Source organism: Jeotgalibaca porci (assembly GCF_011299095.1).
Taxonomy (GTDB): domain Bacteria; phylum Bacillota; class Bacilli; order Lactobacillales; family Aerococcaceae; genus Jeotgalibaca; species Jeotgalibaca porci.
Map to the genome: position 1 here is coordinate 129,121 of NZ_CP049889.1, position 20,836 is coordinate 149,956.

At 38.5% G+C, this 20,836-nt stretch carries 22 protein-coding genes and 1 pseudogene; 17 read left to right on the plus strand and 6 right to left on the minus strand.

Annotated elements, in window-relative coordinates; translation table 11 throughout:
• The first annotated feature begins 22 nt into the window (after positions 1–22).
• From G7058_RS00775 to G7058_RS12005, 5 genes are all read left to right on the plus strand, one after another.
• The gene (locus G7058_RS00775) at positions 23–1,108 is read left to right on the plus strand and encodes a tyrosine-type recombinase/integrase (RefSeq protein WP_031775850.1); all 1,086 of its coding nucleotides are present in this window, start codon (positions 23–25) and stop codon (positions 1,106–1,108) included.
• Positions 1,105–2,997 carry a site-specific integrase gene (locus G7058_RS00780; protein WP_031775849.1) on the plus strand — a complete coding sequence of 631 codons (1,893 nt, stop codon included), beginning with the start codon at positions 1,105–1,107 and terminating at the stop codon, positions 2,995–2,997. The genes G7058_RS00775 and G7058_RS00780 overlap by 4 nt, the downstream gene beginning before the upstream one ends.
• A gap of 6 nt (positions 2,998–3,003) precedes the next feature.
• The gene (locus G7058_RS00785) at positions 3,004–3,381 is read left to right on the plus strand and encodes a DUF6262 family protein (protein WP_020977319.1); all 378 of its coding nucleotides are present in this window, start codon (positions 3,004–3,006) and stop codon (positions 3,379–3,381) included.
• A 119-nt stretch (positions 3,382–3,500) separates the two neighbouring features.
• Positions 3,501–3,992, plus strand: coding sequence for a trimethoprim-resistant dihydrofolate reductase DfrK (locus G7058_RS00790; protein ID WP_031775848.1), 492 nt, complete (start codon positions 3,501–3,503; stop codon positions 3,990–3,992).
• A 222-nt stretch (positions 3,993–4,214) separates the two neighbouring features.
• Complete coding sequence (locus G7058_RS12005; RefSeq protein ID WP_166061762.1) at positions 4,215–4,313, plus strand: JAB domain-containing protein; 99 nt, start codon at positions 4,215–4,217, stop codon at positions 4,311–4,313.
• Positions 4,314–4,632: 319 nt separating this feature from the next.
• Here G7058_RS12005 and G7058_RS00800 read toward each other — a convergent pair whose 3' ends face one another.
• The 5 genes from G7058_RS00800 to G7058_RS00820 all read right to left on the minus strand — a co-directional run bounded on the left by G7058_RS00800 (position 4,633) and on the right by G7058_RS00820 (position 9,403).
• Positions 4,633–5,430: a hypothetical protein gene (locus G7058_RS00800; protein WP_166061763.1), complete on the minus strand. Its 798-nt coding sequence runs from the start codon at positions 5,428–5,430 to the stop codon at positions 4,633–4,635.
• Complete coding sequence (locus tag G7058_RS00805; protein ID WP_166061764.1) at positions 5,390–5,911, minus strand: hypothetical protein; 522 nt, start codon at positions 5,909–5,911, stop codon at positions 5,390–5,392. Before G7058_RS00805 ends, G7058_RS00800 begins: the two co-directional genes overlap by 41 nt.
• Before the next feature lie 808 nt (positions 5,912–6,719).
• Complete coding sequence (locus tag G7058_RS00810) at positions 6,720–7,913, minus strand: putative glycoside hydrolase (protein ID WP_166061765.1); 1,194 nt, start codon at positions 7,911–7,913, stop codon at positions 6,720–6,722.
• 7 nt (positions 7,914–7,920) lie between these two features.
• Positions 7,921–8,754, minus strand: coding sequence for a polysaccharide deacetylase family protein (locus tag G7058_RS00815; RefSeq protein ID WP_166061766.1), 834 nt, complete (start codon positions 8,752–8,754; stop codon positions 7,921–7,923).
• 13 nt (positions 8,755–8,767) lie between these two features.
• Positions 8,768–9,403 carry a YkyA family protein gene (locus G7058_RS00820; RefSeq protein WP_166061767.1) on the minus strand — a complete coding sequence of 212 codons (636 nt, stop codon included), beginning with the start codon at positions 9,401–9,403 and terminating at the stop codon, positions 8,768–8,770.
• A 159-nt stretch (positions 9,404–9,562) separates the two neighbouring features.
• On the opposite strand from G7058_RS00820, the gene lspA reads away from it, so the two are divergent.
• The 5 genes from lspA to pyrE all read left to right on the plus strand — a co-directional run bounded on the left by lspA (position 9,563) and on the right by pyrE (position 12,983).
• Entirely contained in the window at positions 9,563–10,015 is a 453-nt protein-coding gene (lspA, locus tag G7058_RS00825) for a signal peptidase II (protein ID WP_166061768.1), read from the plus strand.
• Positions 10,015–10,926 carry an RluA family pseudouridine synthase gene (locus tag G7058_RS00830; RefSeq protein WP_166061769.1) on the plus strand — a complete coding sequence of 304 codons (912 nt, stop codon included), beginning with the start codon at positions 10,015–10,017 and terminating at the stop codon, positions 10,924–10,926. Before lspA ends, G7058_RS00830 begins: the two co-directional genes overlap by 1 nt.
• Before the next feature lie 154 nt (positions 10,927–11,080).
• Positions 11,081–11,623 (plus strand): bifunctional pyr operon transcriptional regulator/uracil phosphoribosyltransferase PyrR, encoded by a 543-nt coding sequence (gene pyrR / locus G7058_RS00835; RefSeq protein WP_166061770.1) that lies wholly within the window; start codon positions 11,081–11,083, stop codon positions 11,621–11,623.
• A gap of 12 nt (positions 11,624–11,635) precedes the next feature.
• Positions 11,636–12,352, plus strand: coding sequence for an orotidine-5'-phosphate decarboxylase (pyrF, locus tag G7058_RS00840; RefSeq protein ID WP_166061771.1), 717 nt, complete (start codon positions 11,636–11,638; stop codon positions 12,350–12,352).
• A 1-nt stretch (position 12,353) separates the two neighbouring features.
• Entirely contained in the window at positions 12,354–12,983 is a 630-nt protein-coding gene (gene pyrE, locus G7058_RS00845; RefSeq protein ID WP_166061772.1) for an orotate phosphoribosyltransferase, read from the plus strand.
• Positions 12,984–13,029: 46 nt separating this feature from the next.
• Here the strand turns inward: pyrE and G7058_RS00850 are convergent, their stop codons facing one another.
• Positions 13,030–14,718 carry an NFACT RNA binding domain-containing protein gene (locus G7058_RS00850; RefSeq protein WP_166061773.1) on the minus strand — a complete coding sequence of 563 codons (1,689 nt, stop codon included), beginning with the start codon at positions 14,716–14,718 and terminating at the stop codon, positions 13,030–13,032.
• Between the two features lie 444 nt (positions 14,719–15,162).
• Here G7058_RS00850 and trpX point away from each other — a divergent pair, with 444 nt between their 5' ends.
• From trpX to coaBC, 7 genes and pseudogenes are all read left to right on the plus strand, one after another.
• Positions 15,163–16,170 (plus strand): tryptophan ABC transporter substrate-binding protein, encoded by a 1,008-nt coding sequence (gene trpX / locus G7058_RS00855; protein WP_166061774.1) that lies wholly within the window; start codon positions 15,163–15,165, stop codon positions 16,168–16,170.
• A gap of 21 nt (positions 16,171–16,191) precedes the next feature.
• On the plus strand, positions 16,192–17,106 hold the full coding sequence (locus G7058_RS00860; RefSeq protein ID WP_166061775.1) for an ABC transporter permease: 915 nt from the start codon (positions 16,192–16,194) through the stop codon (positions 17,104–17,106).
• Complete coding sequence (locus tag G7058_RS00865; protein WP_166061777.1) at positions 17,106–17,897, plus strand: ABC transporter ATP-binding protein; 792 nt, start codon at positions 17,106–17,108, stop codon at positions 17,895–17,897. The genes G7058_RS00860 and G7058_RS00865 overlap by 1 nt, the downstream gene beginning before the upstream one ends.
• Before the next feature lie 121 nt (positions 17,898–18,018).
• Complete coding sequence (locus G7058_RS00870; RefSeq protein WP_166061778.1) at positions 18,019–18,615, plus strand: xanthine phosphoribosyltransferase; 597 nt, start codon at positions 18,019–18,021, stop codon at positions 18,613–18,615.
• Positions 18,608–19,027: an OsmC family protein gene (locus G7058_RS00875; RefSeq protein WP_166061779.1), complete on the plus strand. Its 420-nt coding sequence runs from the start codon at positions 18,608–18,610 to the stop codon at positions 19,025–19,027. The genes G7058_RS00870 and G7058_RS00875 overlap by 8 nt, the downstream gene beginning before the upstream one ends.
• Positions 19,028–19,226: 199 nt before the next feature.
• Positions 19,227–19,415: pseudogene (locus tag G7058_RS00880) on the plus strand (phosphate:AMP phosphotransferase); the annotation flags it as partial.
• A 31-nt stretch (positions 19,416–19,446) separates the two neighbouring features.
• Positions 19,447–20,649 (plus strand): bifunctional phosphopantothenoylcysteine decarboxylase/phosphopantothenate--cysteine ligase CoaBC, encoded by a 1,203-nt coding sequence (gene coaBC / locus G7058_RS00885; RefSeq protein WP_166061780.1) that lies wholly within the window; start codon positions 19,447–19,449, stop codon positions 20,647–20,649.
• Positions 20,650–20,836: the final 187 nt, after the last annotated feature.

A 20,836-nucleotide genomic window follows, 5' to 3' on the forward strand; every position in this document is an offset into this window, starting at 1 on the left:
TGTTTAAAGAGGGGGGGAGTGTGTGAGGGTTCAAAGGATAGAAGTGGAGAATAAGCCGTATCCATTGTATTTATTACTAGATAAAGAATACCAGCTAATTGAACCAGTAATGAAATTTATTAAATACTTAGATAACACTGGTAAGTCTCCAAATACCATTAAAGCATACTGCTATCATTTAAAGTTGCTGTATGAGTTCATGGAACAGAGAGGCGTTATTCTTAATGATATTAACTTTGAGTTGTTAGCAGACTTCGTAGGTTGGTTGAGATATCCAACAGCAAATAATGTAATTGATCTTCAGTCAAAAGAAGCCATAAGAGAAGAAACGACAGTGAATACAATTTTAAATGCCGTTATGAGTTTTCTTGATTATTTAAGTAGATTAGGAGAATTTAAATCAATTGATGTATTTAAACAAGCAAAGGGAAGAAACTTCAAAGGATTTTTACATCATGTTAATAAGGGTAGATACCAAAAGAATGTCTTAAAGTTAAGGGTTAAAAAGAAACAGATAAGAACATTGACAGCAGAGGAAGTTAAGCAAATTATTGACGCTTGTCATACGAAAAGAGATAAGTTAATTTTAATGCTTATGTATGAGGGTGGTTTAAGAATCGGTGAAGTGTTATCGCTTAGGCTTGAAGATATTGCCACTTGGGACAATCAAATCCATTTAACACCTAGAGATGTTAATGTTAATGAAGCTTATATTAAATTAAGGAAGGAAAGAACAATACATGTGAGTAAAGAACTGATGTCACTTTATACAGATTACTTGGTATATGAGTATAGTGAGGAATTGGAGCATGACTATGTTTTTATTTCCTTAAAAGAAGGCTATTTTGGGAAACCACTAAAGTACCAAAGTGTTCTTGATCTAGTTAGAAGAATAGTTAAAAGGACTGGAATAGAATTTACATCGCATATGCTTCGCCACACTCACGCAACGCAGCTAATTAGGGAAGGATGGGATGTTGCGTTCGTTCAAAAGAGATTAGGTCACGCACATGTTCAGACAACGTTAAATACCTATGTTCATCTTTCAGATCAGGATATGAAAAATGAGTTTAATAAATACCTTGAGAGAAAGGAGCATAAGAAATGAATGCTTCTAGTAAAAGGAAAATTATCAGTCAGAGTGAGATCAGCAAAAAAATAGCTGTAATGAATGAAGAAATGCAAGGGTTTTGGGCTAATAATAGTTGGGATATAAGAAAATGTCCACATCCTTCTGCCATAGAATTAAGTAAGAATCCTGCTTTAAGAAATCGTTGGGTTCGTTTTGAACGTGTTAAAAATCTGTGGTTAAGAACAGAATTGAAATATTTTTATTTTTACCATTTAAACAATAGAATATGGAATGCAAAAACTGTCTGGATTAGAAAAGGAACAGTAATTAATAAAATGTTGGATTTTTTAGATTTAAAGTATCCCAGCATTACTTCAATTACTGAAGTTCCTATTGATAAAGCAATGACGGAGTATAGAACATATTTGACAAAACAGGGTGTTAGAATTACCACCACTAATTATAAGATTACTGCTAATCAAGAAAAAACACCTGTAAAAGCTAATTCTTACTATGTTACTAATCTAAAACAATTTATTGAGTTTTATGAGGATTTTTATTTTGATGGAGAGGAGTGGGATAAAGACGTTTGGGATAGACGAAACTTACCTTTGCCAGATGATAAGGTTAACCCAACACAATATGAATATACAATTAACTTTAAAGGGTTTCGGAATACATATTTTAAACAGCTTGTAAAAAGATATTGTAAGTTAAGATTGAACATGGATAGCTTTTCCTATGTAAGTGATATTGCCCAAAAACTTAAAGAGTTCTTTAATTTTCTGGACATAAAGTTTAAACACGTTCAGAGAGTACACCAATTAACGAGAGTGGAAATTGAAGCATATTTAAGTGAACTAAACATGATGGGGATAAAACCTAGTACAATAACTGGGAGGATCTCTATATTGGAAGGACTATTTAGTACCCTTCATAGGCTAGAATGGGATGATGTTCCTTCCAAATTATTAATTTATCCCGAGGACTATCCGAAAATACCAAGAGCAAAACCTCGCTTTATAGACGAATTCGTTCTAGAGCAATTGAACAGTCATCTTGATAAATTACCCGAATATATAGCTACGATGACTATGATTGTTCAAGAATGTGGAATGAGGATAAGTGAATTGTGCACCTTGAAAAAAGGCTGTCTATTAGAGGACAAAGATGGAGATTACTTTTTAAAGTATTATCAATGGAAAATGAAAAAGGAGCATATAGTTCCAATATCTAAAGAGGTAGCTTTACTTATTAAAGTTCGGGAAGATAAAGTTTCAGAGGAATTTCCAGATAGTGAATACCTCTTTCCAAGAAAAGATGGATCGCCATTAAAACAAGAAACATTTAGAGGCGAATTAAATAAATTAGCTTATGAGCAAAATATAGTGGATAAATCAGGCGAGATTTATAGATTCCATGCCCATGCCTTTCGCCATACAGTAGGAACAAGAATGATTAACAACGGGGTGCCCCAGCATATTGTGCAGAAATTTTTGGGACATGAAAGCCCAGAAATGACAAGCAGATACGCTCATATCTTTGATGAAACTCTAAAAAATGAATTTACTAAATTTCAAGAAAAACTGGTTACCAATAATGGAGATGTGCTCAATCTAGATGATGATAGTGAAGTCGATGATGTAGAGCTTCAATGGTTCAAGAAAAATATAAATGCACAAGTGCTTCCAAATGGTTATTGTAGATTGCCAGTAATAGCAGGTGGTTGTCCACATGCGAATGCATGCTTAGATTGCACTCACTTCTGTACCAGTAAGCAATTCTTACCACAGCACGAAGAACAGTTAGAGCGTACAGAAGAGTTATTAACCATAGCAAAGGATAAACAATGGCAAAGACAAATAGAGACTAATAGCCGTGTTAAAGAGCGTTTAGAACAAATCATTGGAAGCTTGACGGGGTAATTATCAATGGATAAACAAGTTAGAAATACAACAGAAATTGTACGTTTGGCGAAGCAGAAATCACAAAAGACAAGGGAAAAAGTAGACAAAGCGATTTCTAAATTTTCGATTGAAGGTAAAGCTATTAATTTTAATTCAATAGCAAAGGAAGCTAATGTTTCTAAATCATGGCTTTATAAGGAACACGATATTAGGCAAAGAATAGAATCCCTTCGTGAGCGTCAAATAACATCAAATGTAGTCTCAAAACCCAAGAAAAGTTCTCGTTCGGAGGAAATCCTTATTAAAACCTTAAAAAGAAGAGTTATGGAATTAGAAAAAGAAAATAAAAAATTACAGAACCAAATTCAAAAATTATATGGAGATCTGTATAATAAAGAGTAGTTTTAATTATTAATCTGTAGACAGATTGTGAAAGGATGCACTTAAACTAACGGGGCAGGATAGCTTAACAAGGAATAAGAAATTAAATGGTAAAATAGTTAAGAAAGGCTGTGTGATATATGAAAGTTTCTTTAATTGCTGCGATGGATAAGAATAGGGTATTAGGTAAAGAGAATGACATACCTTGGAGAATCCCAAAGGATTGGGAGTATGTTAAAAATACTACAAAGGGATATCCAATTATATTAGGAAGGAAGAATCTTGAATCAATCGGAAGAGCATTACCTGGAAGAAGAAATATTATTCTGACAAGAGATAAGGGTTTCAGCTTTAATGGTTGTGAAATTGTCCATTCAATAGAAGATGTTTTTGAGATATGTAATAACGAAGAGGAAATTTTCATTTTCGGGGGAGAACAAATTTATAATTTGTTTCTACCATATGTTGAGAAAATGTACATTACAAAAATTCATTACGAATTTGAAGGAGATACATTCTTTCCAGAAGTGAATTATGAAGAGTGGAGCGAAGTATCTGTTACACAAGGAATAACAGATGAAAAAAATCCTTATACATACTATTTTCATATTTATGAACGAAAAGCTTATTGAACTAACGGGTGCTTTAGTTAAATAACAATGAATAAAAATCAGCCTGTATCTTATGTTACTATTAAGTAATTTAAGATACAGGTTTTACTATTTTTGAAATAATTACCTTTCACTTCAAATACATGTATTCAAAGTGAAAGTATTGATTTAAATGATTCTTTTGTAATTTACTCTTGATAAAATCCTACCCCATCCGAAGCAGATCTTAACTTTACTCGACGCATGAAGGAAGCAGCGAACGTGCTTGGAATCGAATTGTTAGACCATTTCATCGTATCCGATACAAAATGGTTATCCTTCAAAGAAATCGGTCTACTCTAATTAAAAAATAGAAGGGCAGCAAAGTAGCTGTCCTTCTGTTCTAAGTGCATGGAAGAAATGCGCTCTAAACAAGCGTATTTCCGTGATGCTTACTTTTAAAAAAAGAATTAAAATAGAGATTATACTATTCATTTCTATAAGTATTCTTTTATTAGTTCAGCAATGAATTTTTTCTTTAACCAGAAAGATTGAATCGGCATTCTATCGCCATTTGAGAGAGTATCCGTATATCTTTCTCATAAGGTTCACCAACACGATTTGACATAGAACCATTTTTTAATGTGTCACAATCCGAATTATAATTGAAACACTTAAAATGTTAGTCATCGATTGATGGAAGGAGGTGACTGGTATCACTCAAATTATATTCCGTAATAGACGTACTAGTAACAAAATTAAAATACGCGCCATTTTTTTGAGACACAGTTGCTTTATAAGTGAAGTCTGTCAGAAATCCCTCTTTATCAATTTCATAGGTCAAGATGTTGTCCAGATACTGTGTTTCTTCTATCAATTGAATTTGTGCTTCCATTCCTTGAATGAATTCTTTTTGTGTATTTTCCTGCTTAAGTGCCTCTAGTCTCTTTTGTAACGCTTGTAAGGTTTCACTCTTTATTCTTTCGGGATAGTTAGTTGTTGTGGTAATGGTATAACGAGTCTTATCAGTTTCTGTGTGGACGGACACCTCATCAACATCGGCTTCTACAAGGTTAATCCCAAAGAGCGAACGTAAAACATCGGATAAAGACGTTTGAAGTGTCTCAGATTCTCCCCACGGCGACTCAGAGTTTTCTCCATTATTCACCTTCACATATTCTTTGCCATCCAATTGAGTCATCTCTACGGATTGTTCGTCATTAAAGAAATTCTTTTCATACCAATTATACGTACCATCCGCCAGTTTTATAAACGTTCCTTCAGAGGTTTCTGTATACTGATCTCCCATATGCTCTCTGGAAAGTGACGTTTCGAAACGTGCACTATTGAGTTCTGTATTTTTTGTTGCCGCGTTCTCGATGATTTCGATTTTATTTGAAGATGAGTCGGAAAGGGAGCATCCGACAAGAATTAGCATACTAGTAAGTAAGACTGTTATTCTTCCAAAAATACGATTCATTACTAACACCTGCTTTCAGGGATTGTATAATATCTAATTTTAAATTTTTCAACGTGATGTCGTTAGGTAATCTTTTTATCTTTATTTCCTCATCATTAGCCTCAAACAGAAAATAATGAAAGGTATCTCTCCTGCCTTCTACTCTTATTTCAGCCACAGTATCACTAAACCATTGGATTTCAATATCATCAGATTGAACATCTGCACGACCATCCTTAAGAATATCAGCAGTAAGCTCCGAAGAAGTAGTCCTTTCTTCAATGATAATTGTGGTAGATGGACCTTTTGTTGAAACTTCAATATGATAGGTTTCTTCGGGAGACTCGCTTATTAGAAGTACTTGCTTTTCGGTATAGTAAAGGAAAATTTCATGCGTGAATTTGAAAATAGAAATGCTCAGGAGAAAAAGGATTAAAAGAACCATAAAGAAGAATATCCCACAACCTTGATTTGCTACAAAGTCATTGTTAGAATGCTTCATCTTAGCTACTCCTTTCGGATTTTATTGGCTCATTATAGTTATCTTAACATAAATTGTTCGTAAATTCTTTAAGGAAATCCGATTTTATTAAACCACTAATTCAAACGTCGGATTTGTGATTTAGTTTTTTATTTTCTATAATAATAATCTAAGAGTTATAGCTATGAAGGGTGAAATAGAATGGGCTGTCTCAAATTCCGATTTAGGTATCGAGTTTTGAGACAGCCCATTTATTTGATCCCCATCCTAAGATAATTCATTTTTAAATAGTTGTTGAAAGGATGAACTTGTAAATTCTAAATATTCTTCGGGCGATTTGCTACTATTCCGTTCCCAATCAAGCGAAGCTCAGTAAATCATCCAACTTAAAAATAGTGCCCACGGTTGTGAGCTTCTCCTTATTCTCATCCGGATATTTTATTAGTAGGGATTGAAGAATAACCTGTTCAAGCTCCTTTTTTAGGATGGCTTCTATATTCACACGGTCATATCCTGATAGCTTCTTTGGCAACGGAAAGATAAACTCTTGTGGAAGCTAGTTATGGATAAAAACAAGCTCCCTAGCATTTCTTCACTGAACGCTTCTTTATTTTGCATTTCCTCTTCCAGCAAATTTCACAGATTTTGAATGTGATTGGATTACGGAGTGCACGGGGTGGGAAATGGATACAAACAAAAAAACATCTCTTGGGACTGACCCCTAAAGAGATGTTTTTTGTGCCAAAGCTTTTTAATACCTTCGTTATGTCTACTTGAATATGTACCAATTTATCGGCTTTATATAACGTGTATGAATAAACGTAAATTCTTAATAGCTATAAACATTCCCGGCATTCCAAAGTAAGAATTCAGTTACGCCGTGATCTTTCAATGCTTGGACTTGAGCCATTACTTCAGCTTGTCCGTATTCTTTGTAATAGCCTGCGCCTAGGTAGGATGCTGTAAAATCTTGCAACCAAGGGCGTGTTGTTGGCATGTTTTCTAATGATTCCAAGAGTGGGAGTTCTACTTTCATATATTCATCTACGACCTCATACGGATATAAGTCCGGAGCGGATAAATCAAAGTTTCCTGGTCCCCAGTGGCTTGGGTAGATCATAGATGAAATAACATCGACATTATTGGAAATAGCCGAGAAGTCTTGGCCAATTCCGGATGCTTCAGCAACAGTTGCCGCGTATCCGAAGATATCAACGGAGACTTCTACACCATAAGGCATTAGCTTTTCACGTGCATAGGCAACGAAATCACTGATTGCTTTGACACGTTTTTCAGTCGGTGTTAAATCTAAATCAGCAAATTCGCCCATATCATAAACCAGGCTGTTATCGTCATTAGAGAAAACTTCTGGGAAGCGCACATAGTCAAATTGAACTTCCTTGAAGCCCACTTTCGCAGCTTCAATCCCAACGTTAACCGCGTAATCCCATGTTTCTTTTAGAAAAGGGTTGATGAAAAGTTCGCCATTTCCATATTCCCAAATAGAGCCGTCCGGGTTAAGGAAAGACATGCCCGGTTCTTCTTGGGCTAACAAACTATCCTTGAACGCTACAATACGCGCAATCGGATAAACTTGTTCTTCTTCGAAGCGCTTCATGAGGGCATTAATATCAGAAATGACTGGCATTGTATTCTTTTGGATATGTGCATCATCTGAATTAAAGTCCGTTGTAACATGACCATGGTCGTTTTTAATATCAATAACCATCGCATTCAAGTCGTTACTATTCAAATAGCCGATTAACTCATCCACGCGCTCTGGGTTAGCGGCTGTATTCTCAGTCAGGTAAATACCTTTCACACCGTCTTCAGGATAGGCAATTTCAATCCCACTGTCATACAGGAATTTCTTCGGCATAACAGCCATATCGGGAGCTGTTAAGAAAGGCTGTTCCCGTAATTTTAATACCGTTGATTCTGAAACTTCTTCAGCCTGAACGGGAACTGCGAGCATTCCAAGAAGAAGGCCAGCTGTCAAAATATAATTTCCAAATTTCTTCATGTTTCTGTTATTCCTCCTCAGGTGATTCGATTAATTTTGGATCGACCATTTCATAGCCTTGAGCACGTAGACCATCGATAATGGTTCCAATTGCTGCGGCGGTCCAAGGGCGGTCATGCATCAATAAGTTCCCACCACTGCCTAATTCAGGCGCATTAATCATGATATCCGCTAAAGCCGTTTCTTCCATATACCCGTCCACCCAGTCATAGCCGTATGTCCAGTTCATCAATGTCATGTTTTCTAATTCTGAAATAGCAACGGTATCTGTGTTATACGAACCGTATGGTGCACGGAAGAAGCGCGGACGTTTGCCGGTAATTTCTTCAACTGCATCATTCGTAGCTATGATTTCTTCTAGTTGTTCTTCATAACTGATTGATGCCAAGTCAGGATGTGAGTAGGAGTGGTTCCCAATCTCAAAGCCCATGTCGGAAACTTCTTTAATAATTGCACGTGATTCTTCAGATTCCAGGAACTGTCCCATTACGAAGAAAATAGCATTGGCGCCTTTTTCTTTCACTGTTTGGGCAATTTCAAGTGTTTGTGAATCGGGCGGCTGTGGTGAGTCATCAAACGTCAATAAGACAACTTCTGTGTCAGCATCTGCAAGCGGAACAACTGTAAAAATATCAGGATTAATCTGATACTCATATGCAGCAACTTCCGCCTCAATGGTGCTTTCAACCGTTGCTGTTTCAGAAGAAGATTCTGTTTCAATCACTTCGCTCGAAGATACAGCCTCAGATGAAACATTTGATTCTTCATTTTTTGGGGTTTCATTCGCTTGGCAAGCAGCTAAAAAAGCACTTGCGCTTAGAATTAATAGCGTCTTTTTCAATTTAACAGACCTCCTAGTTGTCTTTGTCTTTGTCTTTTGTCAAAGTCGTAGTTAGAACGTCTTTTTGCGTTTCAAATTCTACTGACAAATCAATAATTGGCTCTAGAACTTTCAGATTATCATTGCTGATACTGTTCAGTGCATTTACACCGTCATACAGTGTGTTGAAGTTCGCATCATCAGCACCGAAAGAAGTGAAAGTTTTTTCTTCCTCTTGCAGTTGGTTCTCATAGGCGGGAACAAACGCTTCGACGGATGAAATAAAGGACTGCGCAACACGCGTTAGATTATTAATCTCTTCAGAAGGAATCGCTTCGTAATCCAATTCTGTTAAATCTTGGATATGTCCTTTCATTGCTTCAATGTTTTCTTCAACCTTCGCTACTTCTTCTTTACGTGTAGCAATGTTCTCGAAGAGGGGGGCTGTCCCATCTTTAAAGTTTGCCAATTCCTCGTCAGCAACCAAAGCTTCGTCGAATTGTTTCTGCATCGCACTTTCGTTTTGTTGAATGGCATTTAGCGATACAACAACTGCTTCCTTGGAAACGGCTAGTTCATCCGTAGCTGTTTGGGCTTTTTCAGCCTCATCAGAGCAACCCGTTAAAACTATACTTGTTGCTAGTAAAACCCATATCTTTCTTTTAATCACATTAACGTCTCCTTTTTGGCATTATCTTAACCATTATAGCCAATCTTTGTGATATATTTCAACAAATATCAGATTAAATACAGATTTACTTTAGGTTTTGGTGCTTATCGTTTACAATAGACAGTAGTTCAAGCTATTAATTATTGAAGAGGAGTCACTATGATTTATTATTTATTAGCCGCATTATTAATCATCATTGATCAAATAACGAAATGGAATATCGTTCAAAATTTCGAACTTTATCAGGAAAAAGTAATCGTTCCTGGCTTCTTTTCTCTTTTTTATATTCAAAATGAGGGGGCTGCCTGGGGAATTTTCCAAGGTAAGATGGTTTTCTTCTACTTGGTTACACTTTTAGTAGTCGGATACTTAATCTATATGTTCCAGCAAGAGAAAAACAAGACTAAATTAGTTGGTATCAGCTTTGCTTTAATTTTATCCGGAGCAATTGGTAATTTTATCGATCGCTTGTTAAATGGGTATGTCGTTGACATGTTCCGCCTGGACTTCATTAATTTCCCAATCTTCAATGTGGCGGATGTCTGCCTGACTGTTGGTGTGGTATTGATGCTGATCCATGTATTATTTTTTGAAAAAGAGGAAAAACTATAATGGAAAAAGAAACACACGTATTAAAAGTTAATAATGAAAGTGGTCGTGTAGACAAGGTTCTGTCTGAAGCGTATCCCGAATACACACGTTCACAAATTCAAGCTTGGATTAAGAGCAATGCTGTCTTAATTAATGACAAGGCAACGAAAGCCAATTACAAAGTACAACCGGGCGATATTATTTCGTTCAGTGAACCAGAAGTCGAACCACTTGCAATCGAACCAGAAAACATAGCGATTGAAATAGTTTATGAGGACGATAGTATCTTAATTGTCAATAAAGCGGCCGGCATGGTCGTGCATCCATCGAAAGGTCATTTACATGGAACGTTGGTTAACGGCTTGCTCTACCATGTAAACGGCTTATCAGACGGAACGAATGTTGTCAGACCAGGGATTGTTCACCGAATTGACAAAGATACATCCGGTTTGTTGGTAATCGCTAAAACAAACAAAGCTCATCAACACTTGGCAGATCAATTCTTCAACCACACGATTGAACGTGAGTATGTTGCAATCGTTCATGGCGAAGTCCAACACGAAGAAGGAACCATCGATGCTCCAATCGGCCGCATGCACTCAAACCGTTTGAAACGGACCGTAGATCGTGATGGCAAATCGGCAGTGACGCATTTTAATCGCTTAGAGCAATTCCACGGCTTTACGTTTCTCAGCTTAAATCTGGAAACAGGGCGGACTCATCAGATTCGTGTGCACATGGATTATATTAATCACCCGTTGGTTGGTGATCCGATGTATGGACCGGGCGAAGACGTCGATAAAAATGGTCAGTTCCTACATGCACGTGTATTAGGATTTAACCATCCTGACACGGATGAAAGGGTACGCTTTGAGGCACCAGTACCGGGATACTTCGAACAACGCCTGGAACAATTACGCAAGAGCATTTGACATTAGCCCTGTTTCATATTATTATTCAAAACAAATTACCTTTAACGCAGTCCAGAGAGGCTCGAAGGATCACGAACGAATCGTTTATAATGGTGATCCCCTCATGCTCTTTTTTGGCATGAGGGATTTTTTTCGAAAAAAGGAGAGAAATATAATGGCAAAAGAAGAAATTCTTATTATGGATGCTGCTACAATGCAACGTTCATTAACGCGTGTGACCCATGAAATTCTAGAACGCAATGGTGGAACAGAAAACTTGATACTGGTAGGAATCCGTACACGTGGGATTTATCTGGCGGAACGGATTGCACAAAACATCAAGAAGTTCGAGAATGTCGAGGTCCCAGTTGGTGAGTTGGATATCACGCTTTACCGCGATGATCAACATTTTACAAAAGAGCAAGAGCCGGTTTTAAACAATACCAACATCCCATTCTCAATTGAAGGAAAGAATGTGGTATTAGTGGATGATGTTCTGTTTACCGCTCGTACGATTCGTGCTGGTATGGATGCCATTATGGATATCGGACGTCCTAAACGGATTACAGTTGCTGTATTGGTCGACCGTGGACATCGCGAACTACCGATTAAGGCTGATTATGTAGGGAAAAACATTCCGACTTCAACGAGCGAACAAATTTCTGTTCGTATTACAGAAGTCGATGAACAAGAAAAAGTAACCTTAATTAAAGGATAGTGGGGGATTAAGATGACTGACAAACCAATGATTGCCCTCGATTTCTCCGAGGCAGAAGAAACACTGCGTTTTTTGAGAAACTTCAATAGTGAACAGCTATATGTCAAACTGGGCATGGAGCTTTATTATCAAAACGGACCTGAAATAGTTAAGTGGATAAAATCATTGGGACATGAGGTTTTCTTGGATTTGAAACTGCACGATATTCCCAATACCGTCTACCGTGCGATGAAAGGTTTAGCGGCTTTGGATATCGACATGATTAATGTACATGCAGCAGGTGGGAAGCAAATGATGCAGGCTGCTTTGGAGGGTATCCATGACGGCACACCCACTCACTCTACGGTACCGAAACTGATTGCTGTTACCCAGTTGACTTCAACGACTGAAGCGGTGATGCAAACCGAACAACTCATCCAGGTTCCTTTATTGGAAAGTGTCCGGCATTATGCTTCTTTAACCAAACAGGCAGGTCTGGATGGTGTCGTTTGTTCAGCACTGGAAGCGAAGGAAATTAAAGCAGCCACTGATTCAGCCTTTCTGTGTATCACACCGGGTATTCGCCCAGCCGGCTCAGAAGTCGGTGACCAAAAACGGGTGGCAACGCCCCAATCAGCACGTCAACTGGGATCTTCTTATATCGTAGTTGGACGTCCGATTACACAGGCAGCGGACCCTATAGCAGCCTATCATGAAATTAAAAACCAATGGAACGGAGTGTCTGAATAATATGCATACAGCTGAAAACATCGCAGAATCCCTACTTGAAATTGAAGCAGTCAGTTTAAGTCCGAATGAGCCCTATACATGGGCATCAGGCATCAAGAGTCCGATTTACTGTGATAACCGCATTACGATTAGTGTACCTGCCGTTCGAACACAAATTACTGACGGATTGGTAGCTTTAATCAAAGAGAAATACCCGGATGTGGAAGTCATCGCCGGAACGGCAACAGCCGGTATTCCGCATGCTGCTTTTGTGGCTCAAAAAATGGATCTACCAATGATTTATATTCGCAGTAAGGCAAAAGAACATGGAAAAGCGAAAAAGATTGAAGGCCGCATTACACCAGGACAAAAGATTGTTCTGATTGAAGACCTGATTTCGACAGGTGGCAGTGTCATAGAAGCCGCGAAAGCTGCTGAAAGTGAAGGGGCAGATGTCTTAGGTTGTGTAGCTATTTTTACGTACGAACTTCAAAAGGGCATTGAGAACTTTAAGGATAGTGGCTACGAAATCCATACGCTGTCAAATTACAGTACGTTGCTAAAAGTTGCAGAAGAGATGGATGCTATTACAGCTGATGAACGCACAGTTTTAACTAAATTCAGTAACAATCCACATAATTGGCAAGCATAACAAAAAAAATCACCGTTCTCTTTTACGAGACGGTGATTTTTTGTTATTAAACGCGTAAAGCGTCCACTTGTTCTTTCGTTGGTGTGACATACAGGGTTTGTTGATCGGTATAGATTACAAAGCCGGGTTTCGCACCATTTGGTTTTTTAACATATTTAACCGGTACAAAGTCAACCGGAACATTGGCCGAGTGTTGAAACTTCGAATAATACGCTGCCAAAATTGCTGCTTCTTCGAGCGTCTCTATTGAAGGTTCACTGGATTCCACAATAACATGAGAACCAGGAATATCTTTGGCATGAAGCCAGTAATGATTATTACGCGCCTTCTTCAGTGTCAACTCATCATTTTGTTTGTTGTTCTTACCAACACGGATATCAGTGCCATCACTTGATTTGAAATGATGGGGTTTACTGATCGTTTTCTTCTGCTTTTTATTTGATTTCTTAGCTTTCAAATAACCGGCATCTTTCAATTCATCCCGGATATCTTCTAAGTCTTGCGGATCAGATAGATTGATTTGCGTTTCAATCGACTCCAGGTATTCATTTTCAGTTTTCGTCTTTTCGATCTGCTCATGAACAAATTTTACTGATTTAACCAATTTATGATAGCGAGTAAAATACTTTTGGGCATTTTGAGACGCAGAAAGTGACGGATCAAGTGGAATAACTGTTGGCTCTTCATCCGCATAGAAGTTATTTAAGGTTACTTCAGTAGCAGCTTTAGGTACTTGATACAAGTAAGCCGTTAATAGTTCACCTTTAATCCGATAAGCATCTGCTTCTTCACTTTTCACTAAGGTATTCTCGAGCTTTTCTAATTTCAGTTCGTTCTTGTGCAGTTCATTCTTAATGATACCCAATAAATCCGAAGCAACTTGCTTGATGCGGTCTTTAGTTGCTTTATCGATATAGTAGGCATCTAATAAAAGACTCGGGCTCGCAAAGGTTTTTGCTTCGCCCACCATTGTTTCGAAGGTATAAGGTGCAAAGGTCTCTTTCCCAGTCTCATCCGTAAAGAGTGTGGGGTGACCTGTCGCAACCTGGTTAAGGAACTGATTTATTCCATGAGCTAATGTAGGTTCAGACAAACTAGCTATTTCTTTAGCAGTATCACGTCCAATCCCTTGAAAGGCACTTTGAATATTCTTTGCCGTCAGTCCGTCTTCAAAAGTCGCTTGAATGGCATCCATCTCCGCAGGTGTTGCTTCGAAAGGATTCAGCCGGTCTTGATGAGGGGGTAGAACGTAGACAGCTCCAGGCATGATGGTCCGATAACTATTTTGATAGGCCGGCACATGCTTCAAGCAGTCCAAAATCTTGTTTGTCTCGTTATCAACAAGAAAAATGTTACTATGGCGTCCCATCATTTCGACAATTAAGGAAACGTGCTTTAAATCTCCCAGGTCATCAAATTTTCTAATCTTAAACGTAACAATCCGGTCATTGCCTAATTGTTCAATCCCTTCGATTGTCGCTCCTTCAATATTCTTTCTTAAGAACATACAGAAGTTAGGTGCCTTATCAGGATTGGAAAGCTGCTCCTCCGTAGCTTGAATACGAGCATAAGAAGGGTGTGCAGATAATAATATTTTCTGATTTTTGCGATTCGCGCGCATGGTTAAAACTATTTCATGTTGAAATGGCTGATAAATTTTAGAAATACGTCCTCCTAAAATCGTATTGTTCAGTTCTTCAACGATCGTGTGTGCATATATACCATCATAAGACATATAAATGCCTCCTCTCTAACTTCCCTATTATATCATAGAGAATAAGCTGTACCAAAAGACCAAAAGCAGTAATTTAGAGGTTCTCATTTTATTTTCATTTTCCTGTTGACAAAAGAATGAGGCAGGGTTAGTATGAGTATATTAAATTTCACTTAGAAAAGGAGCAATTACTATGTCAGTAGCAACCACAACAAACTTTATGAATTTTTATTGGCAAAGCCACATGGAGTAGGTTGTTCTTTGCGACGTATTAATTGTCCATAGATACAACCTCAGAGCCATCTGAATGTATCTATGTGGATTATTATGGAATATATCATTTATTCGCCACGTAGACCAAGGAATTCAAGTCTATGTGGCGGTTTTGTATACAAAGCTGCCCCTGATGTCATTCAGATGGCAGCTTTATTTATATACAAAAAAAGAATATTCGGAGGGATTCACATGTCATTCATTCATTCAAACATTAAATTCACTTTTCTAACAGCTGCAGCTCTACTATTGGGAGCCTGCGGAACAAACGAACAAGAAGCAAGCAGTCACGTTACTTCAAATGATTCAGATTTACCTTATATTGGTATTATGCAGCTTGCCTCTCATCCGGCTTTGGATGCCATCACAGAAGGCATTATTGATCAGTTGGCAGAGGAAGGCTATGTCGATGGTAAAACAGCGACGATTGATTTGCAAAATGCCCAAGGTGACCAATCAAACATGCAACAAATCGCTGAACGCTTTATCAGTAACGATGCAGACATTACCGTTGGGATTGCAACGCCTGCTGCCCAAGCTTTAGCGAATGCGACGAAAGACATTCCAATTATCTTGGGGGCAATCACAGATCCATTGGCGGCTAATCTAGTTGCTTCGCTGGATGCACCGGGTGGAAATGTCACAGGAGTAAGTGACAAAATCCCAGTAGCAGAACAATTCGATTTGATAATGGAATTAGTTCCGGAATTAAAAACAATTGGCTTCTTGTATTCATCCAGTGAAGATAACTCACTAAGTTCCGCAAAAGAAGCGGAAGCTATTGCAGCATCACTGGGATTGAAAGTCGTGACGAAAACAGTGAACAGTGCGAATGATATTCCGCAAGTAGCCGAATCGTTGGCGCAGGAAGTGGATGCCATTTGGGTTCCAACTGATAATATTATTGCAACCAGTACTTTATCGCTTATTGAAGCAACAGATGCCTATCAGATTCCAGTCTTTCCTTCTGTTGATACAATGGTCGAAGAAGGTGGTCTTGCAACAGTTGGCTTGAACCAATATACCATCGGTGTACAAACCGGTTCAGTCACAGCTGACATTCTGGAAGGTGCAGACCCTAGCACGTATGCAATCCAATACCCAGAAAAAACGGAATTAATTATTAATAAAAATAAGGCAGAAAAACTAAACATTATCATTCCTGAAAATGTTTTAGAGTCCGCCCGTATCATCGAATAGAATTGAAAAGAGGAAGCTATTATGAATATGATTATTTCTGCAATTGCCCAAGGCTTGATATGGAGTCTACTCGCACTTGGTTTATTTATCAGTTATCGGGTTCTAAACGTTGCTGATATGTCAACGGAAGGATCCTTTACGCTTGGAGGTGCAGTCGGCGTAACCGCCATTACAATGGGACTGAATCCCTTTCTAGCTGTTATCTTGGCATTAATCGCAGGAGCATTGGCAGGGGCTGTCACGGGCTTTCTCATTACAAAGCTAAATATCTCCAGTCTCTTGGCAGGTATCTTGACGATGACAGGTCTTTACTCCATCAACTTACGTGTGATGGGTAAGGCAAATGTCAACCTGTTGGGGCTGGACACTATCTTTTCTGGTGTAAAGGCTTGGAACTTACCCCGACATATGGATACGATTTTGATTGGTGCGCTTTTCGTGCTTGTTATCATTGCACTCTATTCAATCTTCTTTAAGACTGAATTTGGGCAGGCATTAATTGCCACAGGAGATAATCAAGCCATGGCACGTTCGTTGGGTATCTCTACCAATATGATGACTACAATCGGCTTAATGATGGCGAACGGGGTCATTGCTTTGTCAGGAGCGGTTATTGCGCAAAGTAATGGGTATGCGGATATCCAGATGGGTATTGGTGCAATTGTTATTGGTCTGGCCTCTATCATTATCGGTGAAGTATTATTCCCCCATGTTTCATTAAAAATTCGCCTAGCATGTTTGATTGTCGGTTCTGTCATTTACCGTCTCGTGATGGTGTTGGTTTTAGAAGCGAATTTGAATCCAAACGATTTTAAACTTATTTCCGCAATCATGTTGGCACTATTCTTGGCACTGCCAAAGATGAAAGATATGTACTATGTCAGCAAATACCGTAAGAAAATGGCAAAAACAGTAAGTAAGCAGGTGAAACCATAATGACTGTGAATGAAACGATTTTAGAACTTCACAATGTAAACAAAACATTTTATCCCGGATCCATTAATGAAATCCATGCTTTGAAAGACATTAATTTGACTGTTAAGCGCGGTGAATTCATAACCTTGGTTGGTGGGAATGGTGCCGGTAAGTCGACTCTACTAAATGCGATTTCGGGTTATTTCTTTCCGGATGCAGGGAGTATTACGGTTAACGGCAAAGATATCACGCTTCTAAAAGAAGAAAAGCGTGCGCCATACATTAGCCGCGTATTCCAAGATCCTAAAATGGGAACAGCTCCCCGAATGTCCGTACAAGAGAACCTTTCCTTGGCTTATCGTCGTGGTCAAAAAAGAACGTTGAAATTCGGGTCTACTAAAGAAGAAAAAGACGTGTTTAAAGAACAGCTTGCTTCTCTAGGTTTAGGTTTGGAGAATCGGATGACGTCAGACATTGGTCTCTTATCAGGGGGACAAAGACAATCCATTGCCTTACTGATGGCAACGTTAAAGCGTCCCGATATTCTGTTGTTGGATGAGCATACAGCTGCATTGGATCCAAAGACTGCCCAGTTGGTACTAGAACTGACAAATCAAAAGGTACAAGAAATGGGCTTAACCAGTATTATGATTACCCATAACCTTCAAGATGCTATTAAATATGGAAATCGGATGCTTGTGTTACACCATGGTCAGATTGTAAAGGACTACAATACGGCCGAGAAAGAAGCATTGACGACCGAACAATTATTTGCGGAGATTCAAAATTTAGCAATAAATGACTTACAATAAGCTTTGAAGAAGGTGGTTTAGTAGCCATCTTCTTTTTTATAGACTTAAATAGCAAACGTTGTTCCTATTTCCTGATATTAATGTTAAGATAATACAAACAAACCCGAAGGAGAATTGCTGTATGAAGTTATTAGAAGATGTTATTCGCGAAAAAGGAACAATTTTGGAAGGCGGCGTCTTAAAAGTAGACAGTTTCTTAAACCACCAAATTGATCCTGAATTAATGAAAGCTCTAGGAGATGAATTCGCAGATGCTTTTGCGGATTATGGAATCAATAAGATTTTGACAGTTGAAACTTCCGGTATTGCACCAGCTGTTTTTGCAGGTTTAAAATTAGGTGTTCCGGTTGTATTTGGACGTAAAAATAAAAGTCTGACGCTTCAAGACAATATGTATACGACGAGCGTTTATTCGTATACGAAGCAAACATCGAACGAAATCTCAATTTCTAAAGACTTTTTGAATTCTGATGACCGTGTTTTGATTATTGATGACTTTCTAGCGAATGGTCAAGCTGTAGCGGGCCTCTTTTCAATTTGTAAGAGTGCCGGAGCATCCATAGCTGGTGTGGGTATCGTTATCGAGAAGTCTTTCCAGAAAGGGCGTCGCTTTGTAGAGGAATCCGGTATTCCGATTCTATCGTTGGCACGTGTTGCCAGTTTGGATGATAGGACGGTTACGTTTGTCGATGAAACGAAAGAGGACGCCAATGAATAAAGATGCGCTCTTTCATACTAAAGTTGTTAATGATGCAGCTTTAGAAGGGGAAGCGTACGTCGTTGACGGCCTACGCGTCTTAATCAGTGATCCGCTCTCAAATGGGCCAGGATCGAACCCCGAGGAGCTGTTTGGATTAGCGTGGTCAACCTGCCTGAACGCAACCATTCAAGCCCTGTTGAAGGGGAGAGGATTGGATGCAAAGAGCCGGGTAGAAGTTGACGTCTCTTTCAAAAGAGAGGCAGATGGACGCGGTTTTTACTTCGAGTTAGCTGCACGCGCAGGCATCGAAGGTTTCGAAGAAAACCAAGTTGAAAAATACTTAAAATCCGCACACCGAAAATGTCCCGTATCTAAAATAATTGGTGATTATCAACATGTATCACTATCTGTAATGCCGTTCAATTCGTAACGGCATTATTTTTTTGCGTCTCTGTGATAAAATAAGGCAAAGAGTTTCATTCGGTCAATGGAGGTAATGTTTCTTTGATACGTTCCCAGAGAGGCACTTGTTGTTGAAATTACTGATTGTGATTGACAAAAAGGAGTAAAAGAAACGCTTTGATGCTCGTCAAAACGATCCTGAAAAAAACTATAAGTTAACCGATGAAGATTGGCGAAATCATGAAAAATTTAATGAGAACGAAACCGCAATGAATGATATGATTATAAAGACAAATACTTCTGAGACACCTTGGACAATTGTCGAAGGGACACAGAAGGAATATGCATGGATTAAAGTGCTAGAAACGTTTATTAATGAGACTGAAAACTTCCTGAAGAAGCACGAATCTCATTAATATACCCACTAAAATCAATGGGGGAGATAGGGTGTTAGAGAACAAACATGTGACAGTTTTTGTTACAGGAGGAATTGCTGTTTACAAAGCAGCTGATTTGGTACGTAAATTTATTAAAGCAGGGGCGATTGTGCGTGTAGCAATGACAAAGAGTGCGACAGAGTTCGTTCAGCCACTGACTTTTCAGATATTATCGCGTAATGAGGTCTATACAGATACCTTTGACGAGAAAGAACCTGAGAATGTCTCGCATATTCACTTAGCAGATTGGACGGAATTGGCAGTTATTGTACCAGCAACAGCCAATATTATCGGTAAAATGGCGAATGGAATTGCGGACGATATGGTCTCAACGACACTGATGGCAACAACCGCGCCACGTTTAATTGTACCGGCTATGAACTCAAATATGCTTGCCAATCCTGCCACACAGTTGAACCTAGAGAAACTAGAAAGTTTTGGTTACACAGTGATGGAACCTGATACGGGCTTCCTTGCTGAAGGTTACGAAGGAAAAGGGCGTCTGCCTGAACCGGATAAGATTGTCGAAAAAGCTCATTTGCTATTGCTAGAAAAAGCATCTGATTTACCGCTTAAAGGCAAGAAAGTGATTATTTCAGCAGGTGGGACAATCGAGCGAATTGATCCCGTGCGTTATATTACCAATGATTCATCAGGTAAGATGGGACATAGACTAGCTGAACAAGCACGTGACTTAGGGGCAGATGTCATTTTAGTGACTGCGTCTAAATTAGAACATCCGTTCGGCGTTACAGTGAGACCTGTAAGCAGCGCACGTGAAATGCAGGCGGCAATTATGAGCGACTTTGATGATGCAACTATTATTATAATGGCAGCAGCTGTATCGGATTATCGACCAAAGAACCAAGCTGATAAAAAAATGAAGAAAGCCAGTCAAGATATCCAAATTTTGCTTGAGGAGAACCCAGATATATTAGCAACAATGGGTCAACAAAAAACACATCAGTTCTTGATTGGATTTGCAGCTGAAACAAATGACGTTGAAAAGTATGCTACAGACAAGTTGAAGCGTAAAAATGCTGACATGATCGTAGCAAATGATGTATCTAAGGAACATGCAGGATTTAACAAGGATACAAATGAAGTAATTATTTTTCAACCTAATAAGGAAGCAATTCATATCGAGACAGACACAAAAGAAAACATTGCGAAGCATATTTTGCTTGAAGCGTTATATAGTATGAAATTGTAAAATATTGATATAGGAAAACAGCCATTTCGAAAATCCGTCGAAAGTGGCTGTTTTTTTAGTATATTTATACAGGAGATAGTCTTTAGCTTTCCTTTACATAACTTAGTATAATATATATTATGTAAACTAATAAAACAATAAAAAAAAAGCTTTTAAATATTATACAAGCTTCTTTTTTGTTTTATTA